Genomic DNA, 21,143 nt, shown 5'->3' on the forward strand with positions numbered 1-21,143 from the left:
TATATAATACGGGGAAATGAATATCCGGAGCGGTTGCTTTGCTGCTGTTTCACCCGCAGCCGCTCTTAAAAGCCTCTTTAAGTGGCAAAAGGCCAGAAAATGAATATATTGCTCTTCCTCATCCCTATTGCCCTGCTGTTTGGATTATTGTGGCTCGGCGTTTTTTTATGGTCACTCAAAAACGGGCAATATGAGGATATGGACGGAGCGGCAAACCGGATTTTCCTCACAGATGATGATAAGCCGGCACCCGACAAGCCATCACAATGAATGGCGCAATTGCTTAAGATAATGCACAAATTTTTCTCCGGCGGCATGTAATTCGCCTGAATTATCAATCACCTGCAAAGGCAGGCCGCAGGTCTCCACAGTTTCGTTTCTATGCAGCCTTGCTGCAATGGATTGTGGTGACTCACGGCCGCGCGCTGCCAAACGCTGCGCCAGCACATCATGATTTGCCGTAATGTGCACAATGGCACTCTTGGCAAAACGCCCTGCCACTTGCCCGAGCACACGGCGGGAAAGATTGGCAATCACCACCGCGCCTTGCCCCAGCGCATCCTCTGCCGATCGCGGCAGGCCGTAATAAAGTCCGTGCGCCTGCCAGTACAGGCAAAAAGCGCCGGCTTGTACGGCGTTCAAAAATTCTGCCTGTGACATAGAATCATGATCCTCCGCATTGCCATCGGCTTTACGGGTGACAACACGGCGCACAAAATGATAGCTGCCATCCTGCGGCAGGTGTTTGCGGGCATAATCAATAACCGTGTCTTTGCCGGCGCCGCTTGGCCCGACCACAGCGACAAAAATACCATTCATATTTTCAAAACCCGCCCAAACCTGCCAATCCAGTGCCAGATATTATACCAAATATCGTCATCAAATCATGAAACAGCAAGCCTGCAGCTTATAGTCATTTTATGATCATCCCGCAAAATTGATCTGACACTTTTATTTCATTTTGAAGAAACCCGCCTGTCCCCCATCAAACGCGAGCGCAGCGCATTGGAAACCGCATCAAAAACAAATACGACAATCAAAATCAGCACCACCATATAGGCAACATTGGCCCAATTGGCATTGGTGCGCATGGCTTCCCATAATTTCAACCCGATGCCCCCAGCGCCAACCGCCCCGATAATCGTTGCAGAACGGGTATTTGATTCCCAAAAATACAGCATCTGGCTAAGAAAAACCGGCATAACCTGCGGAATAACCCCATAACGCTGTACATTGACCGGTGATGCGCCAACAGATTTCATCCCCTCACGCTGCTTGTCATCAATATTTTCCAGCGTTTCGGAATAAAGTTTGCCGAGTGTTCCCGTATCTGTGAAAAAAATCGCCGAGATGCCGGCCAGAGGCCCGGGGCCAAAGGCACGGGTGAAGAACAATGCCCAGATAAACATATCCACCGAGCGCAGAAAATCAAACAGGCGTTTGGTGAGCTGATTGGCAAGAAAATTTGGCGTGATATTGCGCGCGGCAATAAAGGCCAGCGGCAATGCCAGAAGCCCTGCAAAAAATGTGCCAACAAATGCCATAACAATCGTTTGCAGCATCTTGGTCCACACATCGCCATGCTGCCACTCGGCATTGTTCCAGATATTATCAAAAGCAAGTGACAGATTGGACATGTCCGGCTTGATACGCTCACCGGATACAATCATGGCGGCCACTTCAGAAAAAGATTTGCCCCAGAACGGGGAATTGGTATCAAAAACAAAATTCGGCCAGCCCAGAAAACGCCGCGCAATGCTGATGCGCTCCGGCATAATGCGCGCTTCACCGGCAAAACCGAAATCCAGCTGCACCTCATTATCACGCAGTAACACCCATGATGGCACAGCAGTGCCGGCTGCCAGGCGCGCGGCATCATCATTGATAACAATTGACACAATTTCATCATTCCGCTGTGCAACAACGGATTTTCCATTAAGATGCAATGCCTGTGATGCACCGAAACTAACCGTTGTGGTGCCGTCAACCTGTCTTACCCAATCGGGATCAGGGTTTTTGCCAAGCACCGAAAAACGCGGATAAGTGACCTTTGCCGCATCACCATTCATGCGGATTGTCGGGCGTATTTCATAAGAATACCACTGCCGTGCAGTAATATTTGCGCGCTGCCACTGCCCTTCTGCAAGCACAGTGCCAATAGAAAAAAACCACCAGCAATAAACAAGGTAAGCAATAACGCCAAGGCCGATCAATGGCAGCATATAATGTTTGCCGGATGTGCGGCGGAAAATTTCCGGATAGCGGGTTTCATAATCGGAAATCTGTGCGGAACCAAGAGTGATTGCAGCCATTATCACGCTCCAAACTGAAAGGCCTGTGCACCAACAAGACGGCGGCGCAGCCATGCCGAAGTCTGATCAACGGCAATGATTGTTACAAATAACAGCAGCACAATAGCCAGTGTTTTGGCCTGATGGCCGTGCCCGATGGAAAGACGCAGCGCCTCCCCGATACCTCCGCCACCAACAGCCCCGATAATGGTGGAAGCACGCACATTGATCTCAAATCGCAAAAAGGCATAAGACATAAAATTGGGCATAACCTGCGGCACAATGCCAAAACCAACACGCTCCACCCAATTAGCGCCCACTGCACGCAAGCCCTCTTCTGCCTTCATATCGGCATTTTCAACCACTTCGAAAAAAAGTTTGCCCAATGCGCCGATCGTGTGAATACCAACGGCAAAAATTGCCGGAATGGGGCCGAAAGATAAAACTGCCGCGAAAAATCCGGCAATAACAATTTCCGGAAAAGCACGCAGGATTTCCATATAACGGCGCACAACAAAACGCAGGGCACGACTGGCCGTCAGATTTTTGGCGGCGAAAAAGCAAAGCATAAACCCAAAGAAAAATCCGATTAAAGTTGCCATCATCGCAATATTGAGCGTTTCCAGCATTTTATAAAAATATTCCGGAATGTAAAAATGACTGCCGAAGAGATAAATACGACCGGCCTCATAGTCATATTTCTGGCTGCCATCAAAATAAGGTGATGGCAGATCAAAAAGCGCACGCCATACCTCCAGACCATCGCGCGGCATCATATCGCCGATAAAATCAAAAAAATGCGGCAGGCGATCCCAGAATTTTCCGGCATTGGTTTCATTGGCAAACCACAGCGATGCGGCAAGAGCTGCCAATAAACCAATGGCAATCAATATGGAATAAATACGACGGCGAAAAACAAGCTCCTGCCAATGTTTTTCAACCAGTGCCGCCTCGCCGGAAGCCGGCGCTGAAAGAAATGGTTTCAAATCAAGATGTGTCATCAGCCTGCCATAACCAGACCCTTCCAGACCCTGTATTCTAATACAAGTTCTGCAATGGTTCAGAACAAGGACAAAAACGGCCGGTATCAGAATGATAACCGGCCGCAGCGCATTTTATTGACCAATTTCAGCCTTGCGGGCATCAATAATCGGCTGATAAAAATCTTTGCTGACCTCAATATAAGATTTGAAATCACCGCCCATAATCGCGCCGAAACATTCAGGATCTGTCTTCGGAAGATCCAGCATAAAGGCCTTGAACTTGTCTTTAAGGGCAGGATCAATTGTTGTGCGGATAACAACCGGACCATTCGGAATCAGCGGTGATCGCCAGACTTCATTAAAGTCTTTCATATCGATCAGCCCCTTATCCACCATTTTGCGCAAATTGCCGGATGTATAGCCCTCATCAAAGTTCCCGACACCGGAACCCCAGGTTGTTCCGGCATCAAATTTGCCATCCTTAACCGCCAAAACCAGATTTTCATGGCCGCCGCCAAAACCGGTTTCGCTGAAATAATCCTTAACCGTTGCCCCCTTCAGATCTTTTGGCAGCGCAGTAACAGGAATAAGATAGCCTGATGTTGAATCCGGATCAGCGAAACCCAGTTTCTTACCCTTCATATCCTCAAGTGTTTTGATGCCACTGTCCTTGCGGGCAACCATGATAGAATAATAACCGGTTGAGCCATCGGTTTGCTCTGTTGTCAAAATCGGCTCAACAGCATCTTCTTTGGTCAGATAGATTTTGGCATAGCCGGATGCGCCAAGCTCCGCATAGTCCAGCGTGCCGCCAAGCAGCCCCTGAATTACACCATCATAATCAGAAGCAGGAAACAATTTGACTTCCTTAACCCCGATTGCTTCCGGCAGCTTGTCAACAATACATTGGTAGTTGCGCAAACGGTCTGCCTCATTCTCTCCGCCGATAATGCCAACGCGGAAAATCTCAGGCTTGTCAGCCTGCGCAGCCGTTGCTGTTGCCACGGCAGACAGCGCAACAGCGCCGAGCAAAAACTTTCTCAAAACCATAAACCAATCTCCTGTTAAACGGTCATTATTTATATTTCCGCGCCGGATATACTGCCGCCTCGCCCGATATTTTCTTGGTTATTGCGGCAAACGAAATATTTGCAGACAATATCTGCTCTGGGTCTGGGCAGGGCTGAGCATATTTTCCGGTCATGTTTTATTGAGCATCAGCCACAAGTCTGGCGACTTGCCGCGCCACTTGCGGGGCAAGGGAGGGCAAAGGCTGTGCCACAGGCTCCAGAGCGGTTGAAGTAACCGCTTCCGAGAAGCTTGCATCATCAGCCTGTGCACCATAGATTTTGCGGGCAGCCGCCTGTGTCAGCTCAACCGGACTGCCATCAAACACCACTTTGCCACCCTGCATGCCTACTATACGGTCACAATAAGTGCCCGCCGTATCCAGCGTATGCAGATTCGTAATAACAGTAAGACCTTCACGCTTATTGATATCGCGCAGCGCACTCATCACCACCTGCGCATTGCGCGGATCAAGCGAGGCTATCGGCTCATCTGCAAGAACAATTTTAGGATTTTGCATTAAAGCGCGGGCAATCGCCACGCGCTGCTGCTGGCCGCCGGATAATGTGCCTGCAGGCTGCAACGCCGTTTTAACAATATCAAGACGCTCAATATTGGCGATGGCCTGCGCCCGCTCCTCACGGGAAAAAACACCAAACAGACTCTTAACCGTTGAACGCTGATTAAGACGGCCAAGCAGCACATTGGTCAATACATCAAGCCGCGGCACCAGATTGAACTGTTGAAAAATCATGGCGCAATCACTGCGCCAGCGGCGCAGTTCACGCCCGCGCAACCGTGATACATCCTGCCCCTTGAACATTACCGCACCGTCAGATGTATCAATCAGCCGGTTGATCATACGCAGCAAGGTCGATTTCCCTGCGCCTGACGCCCCGATAATCCCCACCATCTGTCCCTGCGGGATTTCCAGACTAACATCTGAAACTGCAATATTGCTGCCAAACCGGCGGGTCACATTCTCAAGTTTAAGCATCAGCGGCCTCAATCCGTTTTTTGCGAAACTAGAGGCGTGATATGAAACCGCGATGTGATTTTGATTGCAGTTACATGAAAGTTTCAAAACAGTTTTGTAGCAGTCAACGGGCAGCCAACAGGCGGTGTGCGCCAATCAATGTTGATACCAACACGACGGATCGGGAATAAACTGTTGCCTGCAGGCACTTTTTATCATTATCTGCATCCGGCATAACGCTTAAACAGCAAGGCATATATTATGGCTTTTTATCTTGGTCTTGATCTTGGAACATCCGGCCTCAAGGCACTGCTGATTGATGAAAAACAGAAAATCATCGCCTCTGCCCATGCTCCGCTCCATGTCTCCCGCCTGCAGGACGGCTGGTCTGAACAAGATCCGCAGGAATGGATAAAAGTTGCCGAACAGGTGCTGGACAGTTTAAAGAGCGATCACAGTGCGGCACTTGGCCGGTTACGCGGTATAGGCCTTTCCGGCCAGATGCATGGCGCAGTGCTGCTTGATGCTGAAGACAGAATATTGCGTCCTGCCATTTTGTGGAATGATACACGCAGCCACAAACAGGCAGCAGCCCTTGATGCCGACCCGCAATTTCACAAGCTGACCGGCAATATTGTTTTTCCGGGTTTTACTGCCCCCAAACTATTATGGGTAAAGGAAAATGAGCCGGAGACTTTTAGCCGTATTAAAAAAATTTTACTGCCCAAGGATTATTTGCGCCTGTGGCTAAGCGGGGAATATGCCAGTGAAATGTCTGACGCATCCGGCACTGCATGGCTGGATGTGGCACAGCGCAAATGGTCGCCCGCCCTGCTGGCCGCAACGGATCTTGATCAAAGCCATATGCCGCGCCTTACAGAAGGCACAGATATATCCGGCACCATGCGCAAAGACCTGTGCGCCCGCTGGGGCATGCCTGCCAATATTGCTGTGGCGGGCGGCGCCGGTGATAATGCAGCCTCAGCCTGCGGCATCGGCACGATCAAGGCCGGTGAGGCTTTTGCCTCGCTTGGCACATCCGGTGTGATTTTTGCCGCCAATAACCGTTTCCTCCCCCGTCCTGACAGTGCCGTTCATGCCTTTTGCCATGCCCTGCCCCGGACATGGCACCAAATGGGCGTTATCCTTTCAGCAACAGATGCGCTGAACTGGTATAGCAGCATTACCGGCCATGAGGCCGCAGCCCTGACGCAGGAATTGGGGGATATATTACGTGCGCCTTCTCCGGTTCGTTTTCTGCCTTATCTCTCCGGCGAGCGCACCCCCTATAATGACAGCCGCATCCGCGGCAGTTTTACAGGGCTCAGCCATTATGACAGCCGCGCCACTCTCACACAAAGCGTGCTTGAGGGGGTGGCTTTTGCCTTTCGCGATAATGCAGAAGCACTGGCAAAAGCCGGCACAAAGCTTGACAATATCACCGCAATCGGCGGCGGCTCACGCTCAGCCTATTGGCTGAAAGCATTGGCCACCGCCCTGAATATACCGGTTCACCTGCCGGCAGACGGCGATTTTGGCGCTGCCTTTGGCGCTGCCCGTCTTGGACTGATTGCAGCGGAAAATTCTGATCCCGTTACCATTTGCAAGCCACCGCAAATTATTCGCACCATTGAGCCGGATAAACAATTGCTTGCAGCCTATGAGAGCGCCTATCATCAATATAAAGCGCTTTATCAGGCATTGCGGCCATTGGCCTGAGTTTTACAAAGCTGAGTTTTACAAAACAGGAAGAACCGGTTTAAGCTTCAAAATCTCTTTTAAAAACCAGCCTTGGTACGGCCTCAACCAGCTGGCGCGTGGCTTGTGCCTGCGGATTGCGCAAAACAGCATCCGGCACGCCCTGTTCAACAATTTCTCCCTCATGCAACACCGCCATGCGGTCGCTAAAGGCTCGCACAATTGCAAGATCATGGGAAATAAACAAATAGGCAATTGCCCTTTCCTGCTGCAAATCTGCCAGAAGATTGAGAATTTTTGCCCGCACCGACACATCAAGCGCAGAAACCGGCTCATCCAGCACGATCAGATCAGGCTGGCTCAGCAGGGCACGGGCAATGGCCACGCGCTGGCGCTGCCCGCCTGAAAGCTCACGCGGGTAGCGCCGTGCCATGGCGCCGTCAAGACCAACACGCTCCAATATCGCAGCAATCTGCCCCTGCGCCTGTTTTGCATCACCATGCAAGGCAAGCGGCACCTGTAAAATCTGCCCGATCGTGCGGCGCGGATTAAATGCCGCCAACGAATCCTGAAACACCATCTGAAAACGGGCGCGCATGGCCCGCAGCCGGCTGCCCTTAAGAGTGCTAAGATCTATGCCGTTGAGCTCAATATGCCCGCTGTCAGGCACATCCAGCTGCATAATCAGCCGCGCCAATGTGGTTTTTCCGGAGCCTGAGCGCCCTATCAGCGCCAGTGTTTCCCCCGTATACAAGCTAAGATTGATATTTTTCAGCCCGTTTTCAGAGCCATTACCAAAACGCTTATACAGGGCTGAAACCCGCAATATGGCGCTGCCATCTGTTTTATGAGGCATCCTGCCCTGCTCCATTCAATGCCGGCAGAGCAATTTCCGGCAATCGCGCCTGCCGCTGCCAGTCAAGCCCGATATATGTGGCCAGAAATGCTCTTGTATAGGCATGTTGCGGCGCGGTGATCACCTGCCGCGCCGTGCCAAATTCCACCAATTTGCCGCGATAAAGTACCGCAATTTTATCAGCAAGCTGCGAGGCAAGAGCAATATCATGAGTGACAAAAATCAGTGTAAGCCCCCGGGCACGCACCAGCGCATCCAGCACCTGCACCACATGTTGCTGCACCACACTATCCAGCGCACTGGTCGGCTCATCGGCAATCAGCAATTGCGGCTTGCCCGCAAGTGCTGCTGCCAGTGCAATGCGCTGTTTCTGCCCGCCTGAAAATTCATGCGGATAGCTGCGCAGGCGCTTCACACTATCGGCAATCTGCACCTGCTCCAGCAATGATGCTGCCTGCAGGCGCGCCTCCCGCCATGATGTTTTAAGATGGGTTACAATAACTTCCGCTATCTGGTCGCCCACGCGCATCACCGGATCAAGCGAACCGTCGGGATCCTGAAACAGCACACCAATATCGCGCCCTGCAACAGGCATATGGCTAAAAGCCGGAAAAATAACCTGTCCTTCAAGGCATGCATTATCCGGCAGCAATCCGGCAAGTGCCATGGCAAATGTGGTTTTACCCGAGCCGCTCTCGCCAATCAGCGCCAGCCGTTCCCCCCGCCGCAATGAAAGATTTACCGGTTGCAACACATAGTGCCCGGCATAAGAGACACGCAAATTCTGCACATGGAGAAAATCACCCATCAATCCTCTCCCTGCCATCTTGCTGCACATGGCCACCGCGCTGTGTTAAAGCCTGCCCTGTTAAATATACAGCCAGAACAGTGATTACCAATGCCAGACCTGGAATAACCGAGAGATAGGGCGCTGAGCGCAAAACCGCGCGCCCTTCTGCAATCATGGTGCCCCATGTTACGCTGTTCGGATCCCCAAAACCCAAAAAAGCCAAAGACGCCTCGATCAGAATGGCGGCCGCCACAGAAACAGCTGCCAGCGATGCCGCAGGCTGAAAGGCATTGGGCAAAATCTCCCGGAAAGCGATGGAAAACGCCCCCTGCCCCAATATGCGCGCCGCAGCAACAAAATCACGCTCGCGCAATGATAATACCTCCGCCCGCGTAACCCGCGCAGCCTGTGTCCAGCTGCCAATACTGATTGCAATAATCAGTGCCGGTATGCTTGAACCCAGAATATTGATGGTAGCCAGCGCTAATAAAAATCCGGGTACGGTCTGAAAAGCCTCGGTAATACGCATCAGCACATTATCGGCAAAGCCACCGAGAAATCCTGCCAATAATCCCACCAGACTGCCTGCAATAAGCGCTGCAGCCGCAGAGCTCAGCGTCACCAGCAAGGTGGTGCGCGCACCATAAAACAAACCGGCCAGCACATCACGCCCCAAACGATCTGTGCCAAGCCAATGTGCAGGATCAGTAAAAGGGCGCAGCATCGGCTCGCCAACAATTGCCAGCGGATCACCGGCAAAAAGAAGAGGCGCCGACAAAGCCATCAATATCAACAGGCCAAGAAGAACAATGCCAGCCTTTCCCTGCCGGTTTAAAGTGAGCCAATAGCGCATTATCGTGGCTTTCTCACCCGCGGATCAAGCCGCGCATAAGCAAGATCAACCAGCAAATTGGCAATAATCACGGTAAAGGCTCCGAACAGGATAACGCCAAGCAGCAAAGCTGTATCGCGCTTTGCCACAGCCTCTGCTGCCAGACGACCAAAACCGGGAATAGCAAAAACACTCTCGATCACCACGCTGCCGCCAAGCATAACACCGGCCTGAAGCCCCAGCATTGTTACCACCGGCAGCACGGCATTGCGGGCAATATGCCGCCAGATAATTCTGCTTTGCCGCAAACCCCGCGCCCTGAGCGCCAGCACAAACGGCTCCTGATGCAGCTCCGCCATACGATCACGCATCAACCGCAAATAAAGTGTGAGATAAACACAGGATAAAGACAAGACCGGCAACACCAGATGACGGGCAATATCCTGCGCCCTTGCCAGCCCCGTTTTACCTGAGGCTATGGTTTCCAGCCCGCCAACCGGCAGCCAGCGCAATGTTACGCCAAAAACAACAATCAACACCAGCCCGAGCCAAAAGCCCGGCACTGCATAAAGCGCCAATGATGTGAGCGATATAATATGATCACACCCGGAATGCGGCTTTGAACCGGCAAGAATACCGAGCAGCGAACCGGCAAAAAAAGCAAGGAAAGTTGCAATACCCATCAAAAGCAGGGTTGCAGGCAGCCGTTCCAGAATAATATCCAGAACCGGTTTTTGAAAAGCCACGGACCAGCCAAAATCACCGGAAAAAAGCGCACCTATATAAGTAATAAACCGCGAGAGCATTCCCTGATCCAGCCCCCACAAACGGCGCAGTGCCTCCAGCTGGCCGGCATCTGCACCGCCGATTTGCGCAATATAGGCATCAACGGCATCGCCTGGTGCGGCTTCCAGCAACAAAAAACCGCCCGCCAGAACAAGACCAAGCACCGGAATAATACTGACAAGACGACGAATAAAAAACCGCACCGAAAACCCGCTTTATCCTGTTTGATTACCCGGCAATACCGGTATTGCCCCAGTTTGAAACAGCCCAGCGCGGATTATCCGACACATTCTGCACCTTGTCACTTGCCACGGTGATAAATGAGAAATCCGCAACATTAATCAGCGGCAGATCCTGCGCTGCAAGCCGCTGCAGATCCTGATAGATTGCAGCCCGCGCTTTATCATCCAGCGTTACCGCGCCTTTGGCAATCAGTGCATCCGCCGCAGCATTGTTATAGCCATATTGATTGGTAAACGGCACGCCTGCCGGCAGGCCGCCTTGCAGAAGAACCGTTGTGGAAATTGCCGGATCTGAGCGATAAACCGGCGTTGCCACCGCAATATCAAAATCATGATCGGTATAAACCGCCTTGAGATGGGCTGGTGTGTCATTGGCAACAATCACCGCATCAATGCCGATTTTTGCCAGCGCCTGACGCAGATAATCGCCAAATTGACGGGTTTCATTGAAAAATGGCGCAGGTAACAGCTTTAAGCGAAAACGGATACCGTCCCCGCCCCTTTTATAACCGGCTTCATCCAGCAGTTTTTCTGCTTTGGTTATATCAAAAGGATATTGCTGTGTGTCAGCTGCATAAAACACCTTGTCAAAGGCGGGCACCAGCCCTGTTGCCGGCCTGGCAAAGCCGAGAAAGATGGTTTTAACCACAAAATCCTTGTCAATTGCATGGGCAATAGCCTGACGCACTTTAAGATCGGCCAGTTCCTTGCGGCGATGATTGATCTCAACGCATAGCTGATAGGTCAGCGCCTCATAACCATTGGTATAGACTTTCAGCCCCGGTACTTTGGCAATGCGCCCGAGATTGGCAAGCGGCACTGCGGAAAAAGCTGCCAGCTGAATCTGATCTGCTTCCAGTGCGTTGCCGGCCGCAGCGCGGTCTGGCAGCACCTGATAAATAATCTCATCCAGCGCCGGCTCCCGAGTGTTCCAGTAATTATTATTGCGCTTCAGCAGATAATATTCACCCGGCTTATGCTCGCCATAGATAAAAGGCCCTGTGCCAACCAGTTTTTCATTGGCAGGATTTTTGGCAATATCTGTGCCTTGATAGAGGTGTTTTGGCAAAACCGCAGTTACAATCGGCAAGGCATTGCGGATCAGCTGAAAAGGCGTTGGCTCAGAAAAACGGAATATAGCGGTGTGTTCATCCGGCATTTCAACATCTGCCAGATTTTTGAAGACCGAACGGCCAAGATTTTGCAATGGTTTCCACACTTCAAGCGCCGAGAAAGCCACATCCGCTGAAGTAAACGGCTTGCCGTCATGCCATTTTACCCCTTCACGCAGTGTAAATGTGGCTGAAAGACCATCTTCCGAGCCTTGCCAGCCGGTTGCCAGCAGCGGTTTTAATCCGTCCGGATGCTGCGCATCCGCATAGACCTGCTCTGCCAGCGGCTCAATCACTTTGCTGGCCACATAAAATACGCCGTTGGAAGCAATAATTGCCGGATTGAGATTGGCCGGCTCACTATCTGCTGCCACCACCAGACGCCCGCCGCGCGCAGGCTCAACTGAGGGTGTTTTTTCCATGCTTTGCGCAAAGGAAAACCGCGGCAGAACAGCACCCGCTGCCAAGGCGGCGGTGCTCGCCAGCAAGCTGCGGCGGCTGAGCAAAAATCCTGTCATCATACCAATCTCTCTTCACAAATGAGGCAGCCTTGTCACCGCTGTCTGCTTTGGCTGCTACAGGCTGATGCCCTTAGCCCGCCAGACACAAATCCCGTTTTTACAGAGCATCATAGAAGGGCTTGCCTGCTTCTCCAAGGGGTGTGATTTTTTCGCAAATCCAGTTTTTTGAAACAAGGTTTCTTTTCAGGATTGTTGTAAAAATCTTTTCCTGAAAACCTATTGTTTCAATCAAATAATATGACCCGCGGAATAAATACAGCCAAGACTGGCATAACAGCACTTATTCTGCACGGGCCGGAAAAGCACAATAATGCAGGCCGGAAACATGAAAACATTCCGGTTTTGCGCAGGCGTTGAAATAGCCTCATTTATAAGCCTTGCGCAAAACACGCTGCGCAAGGCCTGTCATCCCAGAAGAAAAATCAGGCAGCGCGGTTCATTGCATCCCCAAGGATGGAGACAATTTTTGCAATTTCCTCCCGGCTGACAATAAGCGGCGGGGAAAGCGCAATCACATCACCGGTCACACGGATCAGCAGCCCTTTTTTGAAGCAATCAACAAATATATCATAAGCACGCGCCCCCGCATTTTGATCACGCGGAGCCAGTTCAATGCCGGCCACCAGACCGAGCGTGCGGATATCAATCACATTTTTTGCAGATTTCAGTGAATGGATCGCCTCCTGCCAGCCATCTGCCAGTGCTGCAGCACGGGTGAGCAATGCTTCTTCCGCATAAATATCCAGCGTTGCAAGCCCTGCCGCGCAGGCTGCCGGATGGCCGGAATAGGTATAACCGTGAAACAGTTCAATCGCGCCTTCCGGCCCTTGCATCAAAGCGTCATAAATATGCCGGCCGGCAAAAACCGCCCCCATCGGAACAGCGCCGTTGGTCAGGCCTTTTGCAGTGGTGATCATATCCGGTGTCACACCAAAATAATCGGATGCAAAAGGCGCACCAAGGCGGCCGAAGCCGGTGATTACTTCATCAAAAATCAACAAAATACCGTGTTTTTTGGCAATCGCTGCAAGGCGCTCCAGATAGCCTTTGGGGGGCACCAGCACGCCGGTGGAACCGGCCAGCGGCTCAACAATCACAGCGGCAATGGTTTCTGCCCCGTGCAGCGCCACCATACGTTCCAGATCATCGGCCAGTTCTGCGCCATGTTCCGGCTGCCCCTTGCTGAAGGCGTTTTTTTCAGGATCATGGGTATGGCGCAGATGATCAGCCCCGGGCAAAAGCGGGAATACACGGCGGTTATTCACCAGACCGCCGACAGAAATACCGCCAAATCCCACACCATGATAGCCGCGCTCACGGCCGATCACACGGGTGCGGGTGCCCTGCCCGATGGCACGCTGATAGGCGATGGCAATTTTCAAAGCAGTATCAACAGATTCAGAACCTGAACCGGTGAAAAAAATGCGGTCGAGAATCTTGCCGTCCCCCCGCGGCGCAATCTCGCCAAGACGGGTGGCAAAATCAAAGGCAATATTGTGCCCCATCTGAAAGGTCGGCGCAAAATCCATGGTCGAGAGCTGTTTTTCAACAGCGGAGGAAATCTGTTTACGGCCATGGCCGGCATTCACGCACCACAAGCCCGCAGTGCCGTCCAGCACCGCATTGCCATCAATATCCGTATAATACATGCCCTCAGCTGTTGCCAGCATGCGCGGCGCAGCCTTGAACTGGCGATTTGCCGTAAACGGCATCCAGAAATTGTCCAGTTTCGGACTATTGGTAAAATCGGCCATAATTTCGCTCCTTGTCACACAGTTTTCCTGCAATAAAAACTGCCCTCTCTCCTTTATGCCGCTTCAAGTTGGCCATGTCCTGAAGAGCGAAACAAGTCTATTTCTTCTCTTATTTATCTGATTGATTTTTATTGTATAAAATGCAATATGTTTAAAATATTTAACAAGTGCAACAAAGGATGGCATCTGTCATGTCCGGTGAGATTGATATTGGCGGCCGTTTACGCTTTATTCGTGAGAAATCCGGCCTCTCCCAGCGCGAACTGGCAAAGCGCAGCGGTGTGACCAATGCCACAATTTCCCTGATTGAGGCTAATCAGACCAACCCTTCTGTCGGCGCATTAAAACGCATTCTCGACGGATTGCCGATCGGCATGGCCGAATTCTTTGCCCTGCAGCCGGATATGCCGCAAAAAGCCTTTTATCAGGCAGAGGAATTTGTTGAGATCGGCAAAGGCAAAATTTCCTTCCGTCAACTTGGTGACAATCTGTTTGGCCGCGCCTTGCAAATTCTCAAGGAGCGTTATGAGCCGGGTGCCGATACCGGCAAGGTGCCGCTCGTGCATGAGGGGGAAGAAGGCGGCATTATTATTGCCGGCCGCCTTGAAGTGACCGTAGACAGTGAGAGGCGCATATTAGGCCCTGGTGACGGCTATTATTTTGAAAGCCGCAGACCTCATCGTTTTCGCTGTGTGGGGCCTGTGGCCTGCGATGTGATCAGCGCCTGCACGCCGCCAAGTTTTTAAGAAAAATCCTATAAACAGGCGCGATCTGAAATGAAGCCCTGTTAATCTGCATGCCGTAATATTATCTTATAAATAAGCAGCAAAGAGCAACCTAATGCCAGAAAACCGCCAAAGAGGCTTGCATATTTTTACCGGAACTTCTTTTTACCGGAACTTCGTGATATTGCGGACAGAATAATCATGACACAAAAAACAGCAATCCTATTAAAACCAGTGCTGCGCATTGATTTTCCGGAAAATGAGCGCCTTGGACGCGGCAAAATCCAGCTTATGGAACATATTCGCGATACCGGCTCCATTTCTGCCGCAGGGCGCGCCATGGATATGTCTTATCGCCGGGCATGGCAGCTGACAGATGCACTCAACACCATGTTTGATGAGCCTTGCGTCATCTCCCAGCGCGGCGGCAAACAAGGCGGCGGCGCTGTTCTCACTCCTTTCGGGGAAGAAGTGATCCGCCGCTTCCGCCGGATGGAGGCGCTATTGGCACAGGCTCTTAATGACGATCTTGAATGGCTGCAAACAGCCAGCAAGCATAATAAGCCGTAGTGCAAAAAACTTTCCGCAAAAAATTATTATGTCGCCTGCATGAATAAAATATCCATGCAATTATTGCTGTTTCTTTCAAAGAGGCTCAACAAGCCGAGTACATAGCCTCTGCAGTTCTCCGGCCTATATTACCGCAAATTATATCCCACAATAACTCTATAGCTCAAAGCTGCAATATTAATTGCATAAGTAATAAATCATATTGCAAGTGTTATTAATCATATAATGGTGGGACATAATGAATAATTTAAAATTTAATTTAACAACAATTATATTAATACTTAACAGTAATATTTGCTATGCCGCCGATAATACCACAACTCCGGACGATGAAAATATCCACTACGTACGGGTGTGCGATACCTATGGCAAAGGCTATTTTACGATTCCCGGCACAGAATCCTGTCTGGCACTCAATGGTTATGTGCGCTTTCTCATGCAAGGTGGCCATGATCCTTATGACAATAGCAGCTATCACAGCCCTGTCAGCCAAACCCGTTTTCACCTGTCGCCCAAAATCGCCACCGAAACAGAGTTTGGCACATTAAAAACCGAGGCAACCATACGTTTCCAGTGGGGGGACGGTAAAGACAGCAAAAGCAGCGGCACTTTGCGCAAGGCAGTCATCAGTCTTGGCGGCTTGCAGATTGGCCTTGCAAATTCTGCCTTTGTCGATTTCAGCGACTATCTGGGCAATATCATCAATGATGATGTCATTGCTTACGGAGGAGCGCGCACCAATTTTATCAGTTATACCTATAAAAATGCCGGCGGCTTTTCGGCCATTTTGTCGCTGGAACAAGGCAATAATAGCGATTCCGGCTTCAAAACCATCAAAGATGACGATAACAGCCTGACCTATGGCGGGGTTATCACCGGTTATATGCCCCATATAGTCACCGGCGCAAAATATGAACAGGGCTGGGGCAGCATCGCTCTGGTTACTGCCTATGATAGTATCAATAAATCCTGGGCAGGTAAAACCAAACTGAATTTGAAAGCCAATGATTCCCTGTCTTTCTGGGTTCAGGGCGCTTATAAAAACAATGAAGATATATATTTTGACGGGCTGCGCCAAAAAACCAGCTTTTACGGGCAGTGGGGCGGCAAATGGGCGATATGGGGCGGCAGCGCCTACAAGCTCAACGACAAAACCAGCCTGAATATACAATTGGCTTATGATGCCAGTAAAACTTTCGCAACCAGCGCCAATTTTGAATATCAACTGGTGCGGGGGCTGATTATTCAGCCGGAAATCTCCTATACGCGCTGGAATGATCCGCTGGCAACCAAGCTCTACAAGCAAGATGCCATTGGGGGGACGGTGCTCATCCAGCGCAGTTTTTAAAACAATGGAAAAGAGAGCGGCGACACCCTTTGCTGCCGCTCCGATTAGCCGCAAGGAATGCAGATAAGCGCCAGAAAACCGCTATTCCTGCGCGACTGGCGTAAAATCAGCTGCCCGCCATGCAGTGCCGCAATTTCATCAACAATAGAAAGCCCGAGCCCGCTGCCCTGTGGCGGGCGGGCTATATTATTATGACCGGATGAATTTTGAAAAATACCACGGTCAAAGCGTTTGCGGATCAGCTTAAGCTGCTCCTTTGGCACGCCAATGCCATTATCCTCCACGGCAAGGCAGGCCTGCCTGCCCTCCCTGTACACACTTACCGTTACCATTGCCTGCGCGCCGGCATAAAGCAGGGCATTGCCAAGCAGGTTTTTTAACGCCTCCTCCAAGAGCAGCCTGTCCCCGCGAATGATCAGGCTCTCCTCCCCCTCATAGCCAAGATCAATCTCGCCCTTCGCCGCATCGCGCACATAATCGCCGGTAATCTGCCGCGCTATCTGTGCCAGATCAACCGGCGCCAGCAATTGCACAGCCTGATCACCGGAAGCATCAATCTTTGCCAGCAACAGCAATTGCGCCAGAATTCGCTCCGCATGCGCCACAGCCTGATCGGCCTGTGCCACGGCCTCCAGCATAGCCTGCCGGTCCGGCTTGCGCCCTGCAAGGGCAAGCTGCGTGCGGATAATGGCCAAAGGCGTGCGCAATTGATGGCTGGCATTACCGGTAAAATGGCGCAGCGCATCCAGCGCCGATTGCAGCCGCACCATAAAAGAATTGACCGTATCCACCAAGCCCTGCACCTCATTTGGCACATGTTCCCTGATCGGGTGCAGATCCTGCGGGTTGCGCTCGGCTATCGCATCGCTCAAACGGTCGAGCGGGCGCAGTGCATAGGTAACCGCAACCCAAACCACCAATGCAGTGCCGCCAATCATCAATAATAGGCGCAATGCCGAGCGCAGCAAAATAGTATGGGTGAGTTGGCGCCGTGCCATCGTTGTTTCGGCAACAGTCACAGTAAAAGGCACAGAATTAACACCGGTTGAAGCGGAGCGGCGCAACATAGCCAGCCTTATCGGCTCACCACGATAAATACTGTCACCAAATTGCGGATTTTTATTTTCCCGGCCATTTAACAGCGGCAAGGTTTCATAGCCGGTAATAAACTGCCCCGGAGCACTATCAACACGGTAAAATACCCGGTCCTGCGCTGCTGAAGTCAGCATTTCCAGAGCTACATAAGGAATATCCACCTCCAGCCCGCCATGCTCCGAGACCACAACACGTTCTGCAATTGCCAGAGCCGAGCCGCCAAGCACACGGTCAGCCACATTATTGGCGGTATTGACAGCCTCCTGATAGGTATCAATCAGCGCAATCAGGCCAATAAGACAGGTGGAAACCAGCATCCAGCCAAGCAGCCTTTTGCGTAAGGAATAGGCCGCCTGCCGCATCATCCCGCACCCGCAGAAATATCCGGCTTATGCGTTGACAGGCGATCAAGATAATAGCCAAGCCCCCGCGCTGTTTTGACCGTCAGCCCGTAAGGCGCAAGCCTTTTGCGCAACCGGCTCACATATTGCTCAATCGCATTGGAGCTTAAATCATGATCAAAACCGCTGAGCGACTGTACAATCGCCTCCTTGGCCACCACCTTGCCGCCGCGCACAAAAAGCAGTTCAAGCAGGCCAAGCTCCCGCGCGGGAATATCGATATTCTGCCCCTCATAGCTGAAACTGCGTGTATTAAGATCAAGCGTCACGGCACCAAAATGCACCAGCGCATGGCGCAGCCCCGCCTGTCTGCGCAACAAAACCCTGACCCGCGCTTCAAATTCACTGATATCAAACGGTTTGATCATATAATCATCAGCACCCAGATCCAGCCCGCGTACCCGCTCCTCGGGTGCGCCGCGTGCGGTGAGAATCATAACCGCAGCCTGATTTTGCCGCGCCCGCATGGCGCGCAGCACCTCCAGCCCGTCCATTTCCGGCAGGTTGAGATCAAGAATCACAAGATCAAAATTCTCCACCGCTGCCGCAGCATGTGCCGATGCACCATCGCCCACAATATCAACAATATAACCACTGCCGCGCAGCAATGCGCCAAGCCCTTCCGACAAGGCCTTATTATCTTCAACCAATAATATACGCACGCAAAACCACCTCCCCACATCCCTGCAGCCATCCGGCAAAAGGGCATATTGTTTCTCCCCCGGGGCAGCATATAATCATCGCCGGAACAATGTCAGCGCCGCATAGCCGGACAGGGTATAAAAATATCATATCAACAAAGCGGCATCTGCAAAATTCAGAGGGAGAACAGGAGTTGCGGCATATTTGGCTGAGCGCAATCTGTGGCTGGCTGGTTTTATGGCACAGTGCGGCACAGGCTTCGGTTGCATTTTTTCCGGCGCTGAACGGCAATAAAAATGCCTCTGTTCTTGTGGTTTACTCTTCCCTTGATGAACCTATTGCCCGCCCGATGATAAAGGGTTTTCAAAACAGCAATCCGGATATTGCCGTGCGCTATGAGGATATGCTCACCACCGAAATTTATGAACGTATTGTGCATGAAACTGATAATGGCCGGAAAACCGCCGATTTTGCCTTTTCCTCAGCGATGGATCTGCAGGTTAAACTTACCAATGACGGCTATGCACAACCAAGCCAGCTGCCAATGAGCCCAAACTGGCCGGCCTGGGCAAACTGGCGCAATACCGCTTATGCGCTCACCTTTGAACCGGCTGTTTTTATTTATCATAAACCGGAGTTCAGGGATCGCAAACCGCCATCCACCCGCGCGGAATTCATCACTTATCTTAAAGAGCGCGGAGAAGCGGTTTTTGGCCGTATCGGCACTTATGATATTGAACGTTCGGGCGTTGGTTTTCTGTTCATGTCGCGTGATCAGGAGCAGTTTGACGATATATGGACTGTTATTCAGGCGATGGGCGATGCAGGCGTCAAACTTTATTCCACCAGTCAGGCCATTGTAGAGCGGGTTGCCGACGGGCGCTTTGTTCTTGGTTATAATATTCTCGGCTCCTACGCGGCAGACTGGGCAGCGCGCAATCCTGATGTCGGCATTGTTCTGCCCAGAGATTACACCGTGGTCATGTCCCGCATCGGTTTGGTGCCGCAAGCGGCTGCCTCACCTGAACTGGGGCGGCGCTATCTTGCCTTTTTCATGTCTAAAGAGGGGCAGACCATATTGGCGCGGCAATTACAAATTCCGGCGGTAAGCCCGGAGGTTGCCGGAGAGAATACAGCTCTTACAATGCAGGAAATTCATGGCAACAAGCTCAGGCCGGTGCCGGTCAGCCCCGGACTGATGGTTTATCTTGATCAGGTAAAACGCAGCCGGCTGATTGCCAAATGGAATAAAGTGCTGCGCCAACATTAAAATATTGGCGTACAGGCTTAGAGCGGCTTTTGGCCTGCAAAACGCACAGAAGAAAAAATGTCAGGTTTATGTCAGCTTTATATGATGGACTGACAGAACTGCTATCCGTGGAGGCGGAGCGGCAGTAACGGGGAGGATATCATCATTCTGTCAGGGCGCCTTTGTGCCTGATCCTGCCCGTGCAACATCAGTCTGCGTCTTAAACGCAGCATCGGAGGATCAGACGTGAAAAAGTTTCTTATTGCCTGTCTTTTCGCAAGTGCAGCAGCACTGCCGGCCTATGCAACCGATTATACAATTATTGCCCCCGCCAATCCGGGCGGCGGCTGGGATCAAACTGCCCGCGCCCTGCAAACCGTATTGCAGCAGGAGGGCATCTCCGGCAAGGTTCAGGTGCAAAATGTTCCCGGAGCTGGCGGCACAATCGGCCTTGCACAATTTGCCAGTCAGCAAAAAGGCAAAGATGATGCACTGATCGTTGGCGGCTATGTGATGGTTGGCGCCATTCTGACCAATAAATCACCGGTAACACTGAAAGATGTTACCCCGATTGCCCGCCTTACCGGTGAATATGAAGCCATTGTTGTACCGGCCTCTTCCCCTTTCAAAACTATCGGAGATCTGGTTGAGGCGCTGAAAAATGATCCCGGTGCGGTTTCATGGGGTGGCGGCTCTGCCGGCGGCACCGACCATATTGCTGTCGGCCTGATTGCCAAGGCTGCAGGCGTTGACCCTAAGAAAATCAATTATATTGCCTATTCCGGCGGCGGCGAGGCACTTGCAGCCATTCTTGGCAGCCAGGTTTCTGCCGGTGTTTCCGGCTATGGCGAATTTGAATCGCAGATCCAGTCCGGTGACCTGCGGCTTTTGGCCATTACCAGCGCCGAACGCATTGAGGGCATTGACGCCCCGACACTGAAAGAATCCGGCCTTGATGTGGTGTTGCAGAACTGGCGCATGCTGGCCGCTGCACCCGGCATTACCGCAGAGCAAAAAGCCGCAATTAATGCGGATATCGAAAAGCTCGTTCACACCAAAGCCTGGCAGGAGACACTGAAAACCAAAGGCTGGGCAGATACCTATCTGGCAGGCGATGCTTTTGATGCACAGCTGGACAAGGATATTCAGGCGACCGAAACTGTCCTGAAAGATATTGGTCTGGTACAATGAGCAGGCTGAAACC

The 21,143-nt window shown here is 51.6% G+C and carries 20 protein-coding genes; 7 read left to right on the top strand and 13 right to left on the bottom strand.

The annotated features are described in order from the left end of the window. Positions 1-99: 99 nt before the first annotated feature. Positions 100-270 carry a cbb3-type cytochrome oxidase assembly protein CcoS gene (gene ccoS, locus ACSTTO_RS13450; protein WP_439273754.1) on the top strand — a complete coding sequence of 57 codons (171 nt, stop codon included), beginning with the start codon at positions 100-102 and terminating at the stop codon, positions 268-270. Here ccoS and phnN read toward each other — a convergent pair. The 5 genes from phnN to phnC form a co-directional block, all read right to left on the bottom strand. Then, positions 262-819 carry a phosphonate metabolism protein/1,5-bisphosphokinase (PRPP-forming) PhnN gene (phnN, locus tag ACSTTO_RS13455; RefSeq protein WP_439273755.1) on the bottom strand — a complete coding sequence of 186 codons (558 nt, stop codon included), beginning with the start codon at positions 817-819 and terminating at the stop codon, positions 262-264. The genes ccoS and phnN overlap by 9 nt on opposite strands. Before the next feature lie 137 nt (positions 820-956). Further along, positions 957-2,312 carry a phosphonate ABC transporter, permease protein PhnE gene (gene phnE / locus ACSTTO_RS13460; RefSeq protein ID WP_439273756.1) on the bottom strand — a complete coding sequence of 452 codons (1,356 nt, stop codon included), beginning with the start codon at positions 2,310-2,312 and terminating at the stop codon, positions 957-959. Between the two features lie 2 nt (positions 2,313-2,314). Continuing rightward, on the bottom strand, positions 2,315-3,292 hold the full coding sequence (phnE, locus tag ACSTTO_RS13465) for a phosphonate ABC transporter, permease protein PhnE (protein ID WP_439273757.1): 978 nt from the start codon (positions 3,290-3,292) through the stop codon (positions 2,315-2,317). Between the two features lie 114 nt (positions 3,293-3,406). Further along, positions 3,407-4,324: a phosphonate ABC transporter substrate-binding protein gene (gene phnD, locus ACSTTO_RS13470; protein ID WP_439273758.1), complete on the bottom strand. Its 918-nt coding sequence runs from the start codon at positions 4,322-4,324 to the stop codon at positions 3,407-3,409. Positions 4,325-4,481: 157 nt separating this feature from the next. Then, complete coding sequence (gene phnC, locus ACSTTO_RS13475) at positions 4,482-5,339, bottom strand: phosphonate ABC transporter ATP-binding protein (protein WP_439273759.1); 858 nt, start codon at positions 5,337-5,339, stop codon at positions 4,482-4,484. 240 nt (positions 5,340-5,579) lie between these two features. Between phnC and xylB the strand changes: the two genes are divergently transcribed. After that, a complete protein-coding gene (xylB, locus tag ACSTTO_RS13480) occupies positions 5,580-7,037 on the top strand; it encodes a xylulokinase (protein ID WP_439273760.1) in 1,458 nt (485 codons plus the stop codon). 40 nt (positions 7,038-7,077) lie between these two features. Here xylB and ACSTTO_RS13485 read toward each other — a convergent pair whose 3' ends face one another. The 6 genes from ACSTTO_RS13485 to aptA all read right to left on the bottom strand — a co-directional run bounded on the left by ACSTTO_RS13485 (position 7,078) and on the right by aptA (position 13,909). Continuing rightward, positions 7,078-7,872 (bottom strand): ABC transporter ATP-binding protein, encoded by a 795-nt coding sequence (locus ACSTTO_RS13485; RefSeq protein WP_439273761.1) that lies wholly within the window; start codon positions 7,870-7,872, stop codon positions 7,078-7,080. Beyond that, positions 7,862-8,680, bottom strand: a complete 819-nt coding sequence (locus ACSTTO_RS13490) for an ABC transporter ATP-binding protein (RefSeq protein WP_439273762.1) — start codon at positions 8,678-8,680, stop codon at positions 7,862-7,864. Before ACSTTO_RS13490 ends, ACSTTO_RS13485 begins: the two co-directional genes overlap by 11 nt. Next, a complete protein-coding gene (locus ACSTTO_RS13495) occupies positions 8,673-9,515 on the bottom strand; it encodes an ABC transporter permease (protein ID WP_439273763.1) in 843 nt (280 codons plus the stop codon). Before ACSTTO_RS13495 ends, ACSTTO_RS13490 begins: the two co-directional genes overlap by 8 nt. Continuing rightward, the gene (locus tag ACSTTO_RS13500) at positions 9,515-10,483 is read right to left on the bottom strand and encodes an ABC transporter permease (protein WP_439273764.1); all 969 of its coding nucleotides are present in this window, start codon (positions 10,481-10,483) and stop codon (positions 9,515-9,517) included. The genes ACSTTO_RS13495 and ACSTTO_RS13500 overlap by 1 nt, the downstream gene beginning before the upstream one ends. Before the next feature lie 25 nt (positions 10,484-10,508). Beyond that, a complete protein-coding gene (locus ACSTTO_RS13505) occupies positions 10,509-12,152 on the bottom strand; it encodes an ABC transporter substrate-binding protein (RefSeq protein WP_439273833.1) in 1,644 nt (547 codons plus the stop codon). 425 nt (positions 12,153-12,577) lie between these two features. Continuing rightward, positions 12,578-13,909 carry an omega-aminotransferase AptA gene (gene aptA / locus ACSTTO_RS13510; protein ID WP_439273834.1) on the bottom strand — a complete coding sequence of 444 codons (1,332 nt, stop codon included), beginning with the start codon at positions 13,907-13,909 and terminating at the stop codon, positions 12,578-12,580. 191 nt (positions 13,910-14,100) lie between these two features. Between aptA and ACSTTO_RS13515 the strand changes: the two genes are divergently transcribed. The 3 genes from ACSTTO_RS13515 (at position 14,101) to ACSTTO_RS13525 (ending at position 16,552) form a co-directional block, all read left to right on the top strand. After that, on the top strand, positions 14,101-14,655 hold the full coding sequence (locus tag ACSTTO_RS13515; protein ID WP_439273765.1) for a cupin domain-containing protein: 555 nt from the start codon (positions 14,101-14,103) through the stop codon (positions 14,653-14,655). Positions 14,656-14,835: 180 nt separating this feature from the next. After that, complete coding sequence (locus ACSTTO_RS13520) at positions 14,836-15,204, top strand: winged helix-turn-helix domain-containing protein (protein WP_439273766.1); 369 nt, start codon at positions 14,836-14,838, stop codon at positions 15,202-15,204. Between the two features lie 238 nt (positions 15,205-15,442). Then, positions 15,443-16,552, top strand: coding sequence for a porin (locus tag ACSTTO_RS13525; RefSeq protein ID WP_439273767.1), 1,110 nt, complete (start codon positions 15,443-15,445; stop codon positions 16,550-16,552). A 44-nt stretch (positions 16,553-16,596) separates the two neighbouring features. On the opposite strand, the gene ACSTTO_RS13530 is transcribed toward ACSTTO_RS13525, so the two are convergent. Both ACSTTO_RS13530 and ACSTTO_RS13535 read right to left on the bottom strand, forming a co-directional pair. Continuing rightward, entirely contained in the window at positions 16,597-18,009 is a 1,413-nt protein-coding gene (locus tag ACSTTO_RS13530; RefSeq protein WP_439273835.1) for a sensor histidine kinase, read from the bottom strand. Beyond that, on the bottom strand, positions 18,009-18,710 hold the full coding sequence (locus ACSTTO_RS13535; RefSeq protein ID WP_439273768.1) for a response regulator transcription factor: 702 nt from the start codon (positions 18,708-18,710) through the stop codon (positions 18,009-18,011). Before ACSTTO_RS13535 ends, ACSTTO_RS13530 begins: the two co-directional genes overlap by 1 nt. A 188-nt stretch (positions 18,711-18,898) precedes the next feature. On the opposite strand from ACSTTO_RS13535, the gene ACSTTO_RS13540 reads away from it, so the two are divergent. Together ACSTTO_RS13540 and ACSTTO_RS13545 are read left to right on the top strand one after the other, a co-directional pair. Continuing rightward, positions 18,899-19,960: an ABC transporter substrate-binding protein gene (locus ACSTTO_RS13540; RefSeq protein ID WP_439273836.1), complete on the top strand. Its 1,062-nt coding sequence runs from the start codon at positions 18,899-18,901 to the stop codon at positions 19,958-19,960. A gap of 225 nt (positions 19,961-20,185) precedes the next feature. Beyond that, positions 20,186-21,130, top strand: coding sequence for a Bug family tripartite tricarboxylate transporter substrate binding protein (locus tag ACSTTO_RS13545; protein WP_439273769.1), 945 nt, complete (start codon positions 20,186-20,188; stop codon positions 21,128-21,130). Positions 21,131-21,143 lie beyond the last annotated feature (13 nt).

The organism is Pseudochrobactrum albidum (genome assembly GCF_051851455.1).
GTDB lineage: Bacteria > Pseudomonadota > Alphaproteobacteria > Rhizobiales > Rhizobiaceae > Pseudochrobactrum.

Coding starts and splice junctions, on each gene's coding strand:
- ccoS (WP_439273754.1), top strand. CDS start 100: ATGAATATATTGCTCTTCCTCATCCCTATTGCCCTGCTGTTTGGATTA.
- phnN (WP_439273755.1), bottom strand. CDS start 819: ATGAATGGTATTTTTGTCGCTGTGGTCGGGCCAAGCGGCGCCGGCAAA.
- phnE (WP_439273756.1), bottom strand. CDS start 2,312: ATGGCTGCAATCACTCTTGGTTCCGCACAGATTTCCGATTATGAAACC.
- phnE (WP_439273757.1), bottom strand. CDS start 3,292: ATGACACATCTTGATTTGAAACCATTTCTTTCAGCGCCGGCTTCCGGC.
- phnD (WP_439273758.1), bottom strand. CDS start 4,324: ATGGTTTTGAGAAAGTTTTTGCTCGGCGCTGTTGCGCTGTCTGCCGTG.
- phnC (WP_439273759.1), bottom strand. CDS start 5,339: ATGCTTAAACTTGAGAATGTGACCCGCCGGTTTGGCAGCAATATTGCA.
- xylB (WP_439273760.1), top strand. CDS start 5,580: ATGGCTTTTTATCTTGGTCTTGATCTTGGAACATCCGGCCTCAAGGCA.
- ACSTTO_RS13485 (WP_439273761.1), bottom strand. CDS start 7,872: ATGCCTCATAAAACAGATGGCAGCGCCATATTGCGGGTTTCAGCCCTG.
- ACSTTO_RS13490 (WP_439273762.1), bottom strand. CDS start 8,680: ATGGGTGATTTTCTCCATGTGCAGAATTTGCGTGTCTCTTATGCCGGG.
- ACSTTO_RS13495 (WP_439273763.1), bottom strand. CDS start 9,515: ATGCGCTATTGGCTCACTTTAAACCGGCAGGGAAAGGCTGGCATTGTT.
- ACSTTO_RS13505 (WP_439273833.1), bottom strand. CDS start 12,152: ATGACAGGATTTTTGCTCAGCCGCCGCAGCTTGCTGGCGAGCACCGCC.
- aptA (WP_439273834.1), bottom strand. CDS start 13,909: ATGGCCGATTTTACCAATAGTCCGAAACTGGACAATTTCTGGATGCCG.
- ACSTTO_RS13515 (WP_439273765.1), top strand. CDS start 14,101: ATGTCCGGTGAGATTGATATTGGCGGCCGTTTACGCTTTATTCGTGAG.
- ACSTTO_RS13520 (WP_439273766.1), top strand. CDS start 14,836: ATGACACAAAAAACAGCAATCCTATTAAAACCAGTGCTGCGCATTGAT.
- ACSTTO_RS13525 (WP_439273767.1), top strand. CDS start 15,443: ATGAATAATTTAAAATTTAATTTAACAACAATTATATTAATACTTAAC.
- ACSTTO_RS13530 (WP_439273835.1), bottom strand. CDS start 18,009: ATGCGGCAGGCGGCCTATTCCTTACGCAAAAGGCTGCTTGGCTGGATG.